This is a genomic window from Endozoicomonas sp. ONNA2 (assembly GCF_024606365.1).
Taxonomy (GTDB): Bacteria; Pseudomonadota; Gammaproteobacteria; order Pseudomonadales; family Endozoicomonadaceae; genus Endozoicomonas.
Genome location: NZ_JAHHPO010000479.1, coordinates 1 through 8880 on the forward strand (window position 1 = coordinate 1; position 8880 = coordinate 8880).

7 protein-coding genes are annotated in these 8880 nt (G+C 51.7%); all 7 read right to left on the bottom strand.

Translation table 11 applies throughout. The features are described from left to right. Positions 1–291 precede the first annotated feature (291 nt). The 7 genes from KDK14_RS08630 to smpB all read right to left on the bottom strand — a co-directional run bounded on the left by KDK14_RS08630 (position 292) and on the right by smpB (position 8766). Positions 292–693: a PIN domain-containing protein gene (locus KDK14_RS08630; protein ID WP_257264690.1), complete on the bottom strand. Its 402-nt coding sequence runs from the start codon at positions 691–693 to the stop codon at positions 292–294. After that, on the bottom strand, positions 693–914 hold the full coding sequence (gene vapB, locus KDK14_RS08635) for a type II toxin-antitoxin system VapB family antitoxin (RefSeq protein ID WP_257264692.1): 222 nt from the start codon (positions 912–914) through the stop codon (positions 693–695). Before vapB ends, KDK14_RS08630 begins: the two co-directional genes overlap by 1 nt. 62 nt (positions 915–976) lie before the next feature. Next, the gene (locus KDK14_RS08640) at positions 977–1453 is read right to left on the bottom strand and encodes a hypothetical protein (protein ID WP_257264693.1); all 477 of its coding nucleotides are present in this window, start codon (positions 1451–1453) and stop codon (positions 977–979) included. 219 nt (positions 1454–1672) lie between these two features. Continuing rightward, positions 1673–6088: a chromosome partition protein MukB gene (mukB, locus tag KDK14_RS08645; RefSeq protein ID WP_257264694.1), complete on the bottom strand. Its 4416-nt coding sequence runs from the start codon at positions 6086–6088 to the stop codon at positions 1673–1675. After that, positions 6085–6840, bottom strand: a complete 756-nt coding sequence (locus tag KDK14_RS08650; RefSeq protein WP_257264695.1) for a chromosome partition protein MukE — start codon at positions 6838–6840, stop codon at positions 6085–6087. Before KDK14_RS08650 ends, mukB begins: the two co-directional genes overlap by 4 nt. A 30-nt stretch (positions 6841–6870) precedes the next feature. Continuing rightward, complete coding sequence (locus KDK14_RS08655; RefSeq protein ID WP_257264696.1) at positions 6871–8217, bottom strand: hypothetical protein; 1347 nt, start codon at positions 8215–8217, stop codon at positions 6871–6873. A 69-nt stretch (positions 8218–8286) separates the two neighbouring features. Then, the gene (gene smpB / locus KDK14_RS08660; RefSeq protein ID WP_257264697.1) at positions 8287–8766 is read right to left on the bottom strand and encodes an SsrA-binding protein SmpB; all 480 of its coding nucleotides are present in this window, start codon (positions 8764–8766) and stop codon (positions 8287–8289) included. Positions 8767–8880: the final 114 nt, after the last annotated feature.

Consider the following 8880-nt stretch of genomic DNA (forward strand, 5'->3'; position numbering starts at 1 on the left):
GCTGAACGACACGGGTGCAAAATAGTGATTATGAATCAAGAGTCGTTGTCGCCAGCAGAAACCGGGGTCTGGTCTTTCTTTTTGAACATACGCAAGATTCATGACAGGTCTTGATCTTTGGCGTTGATTTCAATGTTCAAGACTTAACGCAAGAATTCCTGATTGATCATAATGACTTTCAAAAGGAAAGACCTGACCCCAGTTTTAGCCCCGGGCGATTTATGATGATCTGAAATCCTTCAAGGCTGAGCCTTCCAAAGAGAACGCCATGAAGGTACGACCTGGCTTTTTTCAGCCCAGCCAATCGGCAAGCTGCAATCCGCAAACTCTGGAAAATTCTCGCTGATTATGAGTGACCATCACCATCCCCCTGCTTCTGGCATGGCCTGCCAGCAAGGTATCATAAGCACCGATCTGCTGCCCCTTTCTTAGTTCCTCTCTGACTTTTGCTGACTCCCGGGCGGCTGCCCCATCAAAGTCGATCACGTTCACCCCCTCTAAAAAGAACGACAGCTTACTTTCCTTGGCCTGCCTGTGTTCAGGGTCGCCTTTTTCAATGCCAAACTGCAATTCGTAACAGGAAATGGATGAAACATAGACCTTTCCCTGATGCTCAATAAACTTATCAATGACCGGGCGATTATGTTTTAAGACCGCAATACAAATGTCGGTATCAACCATGTATTCAGCCATTAAAAGTCCTCCCGGTCCTGGCAGGTTGGTTGCTCTCTCTCTGGAAAATCATCAATGGGTTCCATCGCCAGGAACTCTTCCCAGTAGTCTTCGACAGGCGTCAGGATGATGGTTTTTCCTTCTTTACGCACCATGACTCGCTTAACCGTATCAGGAAAGGCAAGCTCTTTTGGAATTCTGACAGCCTGCGTTTTATTGTTAAAAAATATGCTGGTCTCCATAACCCACCCCGATGTATATACAATATGTATATAAATTAGATCAGAAGTGGAAAGGCTGCAAGTTAATACTCAAAATGAATGACGCCCATCTGTTTCAACAGATGCTGAGCCTTATCTTCCGCCTGATTTACCCACCCATCACAAACCGTAAGACACGCTTTTTTCCAACGGAACATCGTCCGCTCACTCCGTCCCTTGATCTCAACTGCTCTTTTTTTCCTCAGATAGTTGTTTTGGAACTCATACATTAGCCAGAGTCTCAGCAGCACCGGATTACAGCGAAGGGGTTTCGGCAACCGTTGATCTGTTCGCAGGTGATGCTGTATCAGCTGCCATACGTGAATACGATTTGCCTGATTATCGTTATACCGGATCGTCAAAATGGCAAAAAATTCCGGCTGCATTCTTTCCCGCAACTCACCCGTACGAATACCATCATCACCCAGTCGCTCATCCCTCGTGCTGCGATGCTCTGGCGCAACGGCTGTCTTGCGATAACCAGCGTTGATATCCTGCTGCCAGCTGGCGGTTTTTATCATGACTCATGTGTTCCGAAGATCTGCATCAACGCAGGTTCAAGGGCAAAATACATGGTATTCTCCTGATTCAAGGCTTGTTTTTGTGCGTACTTCAATCCCGGACCGTGTTGACGCCTGTTTCTTGGAGTGTTCACCCCAAACAGCATTAACTACACGACTGTGGCTAGCTGTCTGCTAACAGGTCTAATGCAATCGGTATGGCATCCTCTGGCGGGAATGTCACGACTCAGCCCCCCGGGGCAGCCTGCCTTTTACACCAGAAAAAATAACATGTTCGTAAGGCTCCATCAGACGCACCATCCGATAAGTAATCCCATTTTTTGGCAACACATTATCCGGCGCACCAACCAGCAGTTGCAGGGATTGATGCTCGCAGAGTTCTTCCAGGGTGGCCAGGGCTTTGGCATCCAGACGTGCCGCTTCATCCAGGAACAATAAACGGTTCGCACAATGCCCTTTGCCTGACGTATCCCGATGATTGGTGGCAACTTCCCATGAGTGCAGCACCATGGTGAGAATCGCCAGACCGGTGCCGATCGCCTCGCCTGTGGATAAGTTGGTCGGGTTAGCCGGTTCATACTGACTGCTGTTCGCCCGCTGAATCATAATATTCAGGCGAATGTACTCGCGATAGTCCAGCAACTTGTCGCCAACGATAGTGCCGCCAGTCTCTTTTTTGAACAGCTGCTCCAGGGCCGCTTCTACGGTAATGTTCGGCTTGTGAAACAGGTCTGCATAAAACTCCTGCTGCAGGGCATCCAGAATTTTCTGGAAACTGTCGATCACCTCCAATTCGATTTTGATCGCTCGAATGGTGCCAAAGTGGACGTTGGACAGGGCGGCATTCAGTTGGAAAATCTGTTTACGCTCGTTATTGATTTTGCGCTGAATGTTCTGTCCAAGGCTGTCTGATTCGGCCAGGAAGCGCTTTTGGGCATCCTTGAGCAAGGTTTCCAGTCGAACCAGCTGCTCTTCCAGCAGTGCCAGATTCTTTCTCGGGTCATCGGACTGATACAGTGACTTATCCACACACTGGGCAAGATAATGCTGGGAATCAATAAAACACTGAAATAGTCCGGGTAAATCTGCGCTGCCATTTTTTTCTATCTGTTGAAAAAGGCTTTCCTGCTCATTTTCCAGGGCTTTTGCCAAATCCGCCCGTGCTGAAGCCAGACCATTACGTAACGTTTCATCATCCTGATTCAACAGGTTATGAATATGCAGCCGTTGCCGTTGTCCTGACTGTTCAGCCTGCTGAACAATCATTTCATGGTTGTTGGTGGCCTGTTGTGCTTTTGGCTCCAGGCTGTGGATATCCGCAATCAGGTCGCTGAGTTCTTCCTCAATTTTGTTCCGATCTGCGGTGGTGGCAATTTTACGCTCACTGTGTTGTCTGATCTCCTGATCCAGAGCGGCTTTTTCGGCTTTGACTGCTGCTAACCGGGCAACGCATTCGGCTTTGAGGCCAGCTTTCCAGGTCAGCGGTATGTTATCAATCTGTCGTTTTATTTCTGACTGCTGGCGCTGATTTTTCTCCAGCTCTTTATTGATGGAACCGATACTGAATTCAAGGGATTTACACTGGTCGCGCAATGCCACAACATCACGATTCTGCCGCTTTTCACTGGCCTTTTTTGTTTCATACTCATCACGCAGCTTGTCCTGCAGACATTCAGTCTCTTCCTGTCGGGCTACCGAGTCGGCAAAGCGTAGATTGGGAGTCTGATTGATTGCCGTATTGAGCAGTTCGCCCTGCAGGCTGAAACTGCTTAACTGCTGCTCCAGTTGTGTCAGTTCCGCTCGAAGCCGGTCAAGGTCGTCAACGGGCGGCTGACCAATATACAGTCTGTGGCTGTTTAATTGCCCGATGGTCTGTTGATGGCTTTCGAGCCAGGCTTTTGCCCCCTTAGCCAGTTGCAACTGATCGGTAATTACGGTTAATGGTACCCTGTCCGGGTCATCGTTCAGCAGCCAGGCGCTGGATTGCCACTGTTCAAGGCAGCGGACAACACCATTGAGTTTTTCCAGCTGCTGACGGGCATGGTTCAGTGCTGTGGACTGCGATTCAAATAGGTTCCCTGACTCTTCAAGTTGCGCCTGGAACTCGCTAACCGGTGGTTCTTCAGTACCCAGCCAGTTTTTTTTGGCGGCCAGCTGATCCAGATAATCCTGACAACTGGCCAATTGTCGTTTAGTCACAGCCAGTTCCTGAATTTGATCCAGCAGTTGCGCTTCCTGTTCACGCAGTCTTGCCTGCTCTTTCTCCCGGGCCAGCCGCCCGATGGTCGGGAACTCCGGTTCGCGGCTTAAACGTGCAATATTACCGGAGATTTCTACCAGTACACTGCCGTCTTCTTTCTGGTCAAGAGGAGTATGGAGATACGCTTCATCCGCAAACGACTCTCCCGGCTTGCCAGCAAGCAGCCAGACATGCTCCGGACGATCCTGTTCGTCGCGGATAATATTGGCGGCCTTATGGATATCCTTCACCTGAAGGGCGTGACGAAGTGGACCGAATTTAGCCTCCAGCCAGGCCGCTTCCTCCAGAGAGATATCATCGTTATCAAAGTATTCACTGATGACCATGCCGCCGGTGATATCGGCCAGCTTTTGCAGTTGCTGAAGCTCTTTTGATGCCTTGATTTCCAGCCGTGCCATAGATGCACGCAACGTTTCCAGGGCGGTGTTGCACCGGGCGCTGGTTTGCAGGTTTTCCTGATCTTCCCGGCTCACCCGCTGGCGCAGCAGCGCAAAGTCTTCCGGACTGTTCAGCGCAGCATCCGGTCGGATGTCGTTTATATTCTGGCTCAGCCTGCGGGTATCGAGCCACAACGCCTGGTCTTCCCGGGCCTGGTCAAGACGGGTTTTCACCTGATACTGCATTTGCTGTGTCTGCTGAATTTGCTCCTGGAGAGTTTCCGACTGTTGCCGCTGATATTGTTGCTCATGCCGGGCGGTTTGCAAGCAGGTGTTCCAGCTGGCTTCATCAGAAATGGTACGGCGCAGTTCTTCTGGCAATGTGGTGATCGCCTGTTGCAGCTGCCTTAACTGATTATCTTCTCTCTGTCGTTGCTGTTGCTGTTGGATAAGCCCCGCTATCCGGTTGGCCAGTTCCATCTGTTGCTGGTGATGGTGGCACCAGTGATCAACGCGGCTGGCAACCTGATCCATTGGTACGGCGCTTTCACCCAGGGTAGCCAGCAGGTTGTGGGTTGCCTGAAAATGACTGCGAATGGCTTCTGCCTGTTCCAGCCGTGGTTTGCCCTGATGATAACGTTGAGACACTGAATGTCGCTTCTGCAGCAAGTCGTTCAGAAAGGCTGGCAGTTGTTCGGCACTGAGCTGTGGCTGTGCAACGCTGTCACGTGCCTCATTCAGGGCGTGAAGAGCAGCAAGGTAAAGCCCGGCTTTACGGGCTTCTTCCGAATAGGTTTGTTTGACACTGGTTAGCTGTTCCACCAGTTGTGCCAGGTCGTCCTGTAAGCGTGTGAGGTCTTCGGCTTCTTCCTGATATTGACGGTCAAGCAGCTCTTTTTGTTCGCCCTGTTCTTCCAGTTGCTGATGATGATTGGCCTGTTCATTGGCCAGATTGTCCAGACCCGAGTGGAGCCGCTCCAGGTCTTTGGCCTGATCCAGTTGCTCACTGGCATCTTCTGCGCGGCTGGCCAGCTCGTTTTCAAGCGTATCAAGGGTCAGCAGACGTGCATCCAGGGCTGACAGCTGTTGTCGTCTGGTTTCCAGTTCCTGCTGTGCCTGACGTTCCTGTTGCTGCTTCTCTTTCAGCGCCTGCTTGAGGGTATTGCGCTGTTTTTCTGACCAGGCCAGAACATGTTCACCAAGGTCATAACTGGATTCCAGAATCTCACGAATGACCTTTCGGTCCTTGCGGGTGTTTTCTATCTGGCGACGGGTGCGCTGGGTTTCCTGCAGGGCACCTTGCATGGAGTCGATGGATTGACGAACCCGCTCGTCGGCCGGGAGCAGGTAATCCCGCAGACCTTTTTGCAGCTCGGATGACAGGCCGCCGTAGAGGCTGGTTTCCAGCATACGATAGTAGCGTTGACGATCCTGGCTGTTTTCCATGCGCCTGGGAATAATCCGCTGTTCAAACTGCCAATTCATGTATTGGGCGGTGGTGTTGAAGGTAAGGAGTTCACCACCCATGATGCTGACCTGATTTCTCAGGGCTTTGCCATCCAGTGTTTCGTAACGGTTGGTGTCGGGGAGTGATTTCATGACCAGGTCACGTACCGGAATATGGTCGCCAATGCCGACAATGGCATAGAGTTTCAGTTCCACTTTCGGTTGTGCCAGACGACGGATTTTGACAACCGCTATAACTCTGTCGCCGTCGTGTTTCTGGTAATCAACCAGGCTGTAACAGGTGCCGGCACCGATACGCCCCCAGATACCATTGTCGCTGCGGTCCTGACCGCTGTCGGAGTTGTTGCGCAGGCGAACCAGACGGTTATCAGGTACCCGGTTGATCAGTAATGCGCCCATGATGGTGGTTTTACCGGCTCCGTTATGACCGATCAGGTTGCTCATCAGCGGGTGCATATCCAGAGTCTTGAAAAAGATGCCCCGGAAATTAACCATGGTCAGGCTGCGGATCTGGGTTCTTTTCTGGTTCATGCTTCCTGCTCTTGTTCAGCGGTTGGTTCTGTGGGTATCTGCTTCACGTCGATGGCGTTGTGCTCGCTGTGGGTTTCTGCGGATTGGTCGTTGTCAGGCATTGGATCTTCTTCATCGAGGCTGATATAACCATCACGAACCAGTTGTTCCATTGCTGCCTTGGTCGCTTCTGTTGAGGCAGTGGTTGCACGCACCGGGTCAATAAATCGCATTAATGGTGCCTGGGTTTGCAGCCGGTTAGCCTGATTGCCTTCCAGTCTTACCATGCCGAGCCTGGCCAGTTGCCGGATGGCTTTGCGCAGGGCGTCCATGGCTTTTTCACGATCGGCCTGGGTTTCAATCCGGTTGCGTTCCAGAAGCTGGCAGAGATACGCCTTATCAATCAGCAGACGTAAACGTTCATACACGGCATCGGATGATATCCAACCACTGCCTTCCAGTTGTTCCGGGTCAAGATGGAACATGGCCAGCACCTGCCCGACAATCATGGGCAACGCTTTCAGCTTCTGCGACCGGATCAGGCTTTTGCTGCCAGTGCCGGGGCGCAGGAAGTAGTAGGCTTCCGGTGCCTGAACCAGGTCACTGCCATAACGCAGGTAATGTTCAACCAGTAGCGGGAAGCCATCCTGAATCACATTAAACAGTCGATGGTGGCGGGTATCGATGTGTTCCCCCCGTCGCAGCCGGGTATCCAGTTCCGGAAAACATTCATCATTGATCAGGTCGGCCAGCTGCTGGTAGGGGTTATCCATCGACAAGGTGTTTCTCTCTTTCACGTTCTTTTACGTTCTTTTACGCTGTGGTGAGTTAGGGGTCAGGCTCAGGCGTTCCACGAAAAAATCGGGGGCAATCTCAGGAAGGATCGGGTGCCACTGGCTATCGGCAATCTGTTGCTGGTGCTGCTGGTGACCCATTTCGGTCAGTGCGCTGAATAACCAGCCTGCCACCATATGCAGTTTTTCCATGGGCCACTGGCTGGCCAGTTGTTCCAGGGCCTGCTCGTAGGAGGGCAGGTTACCGGTTTGTTTGTGGTGCTCAACCAGCCACTCTTTAACCTGTTGTTTCAGGGCATCCAGATCTTCGATGGAGGTCAGGTGTTCTTCGTCGTGTATTTCCTGCGCCAGATTTTCTTTTGGTTGTGGTGGTTCAATATCCCGTAACCGGGTGAGCGGTTCCTCATGGGTGTAGCGCGCATACCAGGGCATGTCGCGATAGTTTCGGACGCCTTCCCGTACCCGTTCCATTAAGGCCTTACGCTCATCCATCGTGACAAATTGACGCAGGTACTGGTGCACCCGATGATGAAAACCCTCCCAGTGGTTCATCCGTTGACAGCTCCAGTGCTCAATTCGTTCAAGGTGTTGCTCGAGTCGGATAGCACTGTTTACGGCATTGCTGCGCTGTGAACTTTCACAGTAAAGGGAGATGGCATCCAGCAGAGAACGAAGCTGATGGCAGGAGGCTAACAACAGTTGTTGTAAGTCCTGAAGATGGGACTGCGTGCTGGTTAACAGCTGTTCGCACTGGCTGATGCTGTTTTGCCAATCCTGTTTCAGCAGTTCCACGACTTTTTTGCGGGTGTTAATGGCTTCCTGGTCCAGCTGACGCTGGCGATGGTCAATGGAGGTGACCAGCTGGTTGACGGTAATATTCAGCGGTGCTTCCACCTGAAGCTTCCAGAACGGTTCGTTGCCGCCAATTTTTGCTGAGTCCCGTATCTCGACAAGATGGCTGGCCACCGTCATAAACAGCGTGCTCAATGCTTCTTTGGATGCTTCCATGCCAACACAGACAGAATCAATAATCTGCTCTGTCAGTGGCGTAATCAGGTAGACATGATGTCTTTGTTCGCCGCCTTCCAGGCAAATCAGCAGGTGTTGCTCAACCAGACGACGGATCACATCGTTGCAGCGTTTTGATGAGTCATCACTGTTCTCGTCCAGCCTGGCTTTCTCCACATTGTGGAAAATCACATGCAGTTCTTCTTCGCTGAACTCCGGCTGAGATTCCGTTTCCTTCCAATAGCGCAGTGCTGCCAGATAGGCGAGATCCGCGGGTTGCAGTTTCAGGCTGATACCCTGAGTCAGGATGGTGCTAATTAGCGACGGGATGTTTTTTGGGGCTGGCAATCACTACTCCATCAGTCCTGTGAAAAAGAAGTTATTGGTAGCACACAGTGAAGCTGCGTACCGGGGTGGTCAGCCACGGTGCATAACCCGTTGCTTTTCAATATTCCACTCACGCTCCCTGGTGGCGGCACGCTTGTCAAATTCTTTTTTACCCCGGGCGAGGGCAATCTGGCATTTGATCAGATGCCCTTTCCAGTAGAGTTTGGTGGCGATGCAGGCGTGGCCTTTTAGCTGGGTTACCGAGAACAGTTTGGCCAGTTCCCGGCGGTTCAGCAGCAGTTTACGATCACGCAGGGGGTCTGCCACCACATGGGTGGAGGCGGTGTTCAGTGGTGTGATCTGGGCGCCAATCAACCAGGCTTCGCCATCTTTGAGCAGAACATAACTGTCCACCAGCTGTACTTTACCCTGCCGGAGGCTTTTCACTTCCCAGCCGGTGAGGGAAATGCCTGATTCGAAAGTCTCGTCGATGTGAAAATCGTGACGGGCTTTCTTGTTGACGACGATAGATGAGTCGCCCTTTTTGCCTTTCTTCGAACTTTTTGCCATAGCGCGGATTATAGGAGCACCTAAAGGTAAAGTCACTAACTCTGGGGGAACCGGACAGGCTTTCACCCCGGGAGGGTGTCCGAGAATAGACTGCCCTACTGCGGCGACATCAAA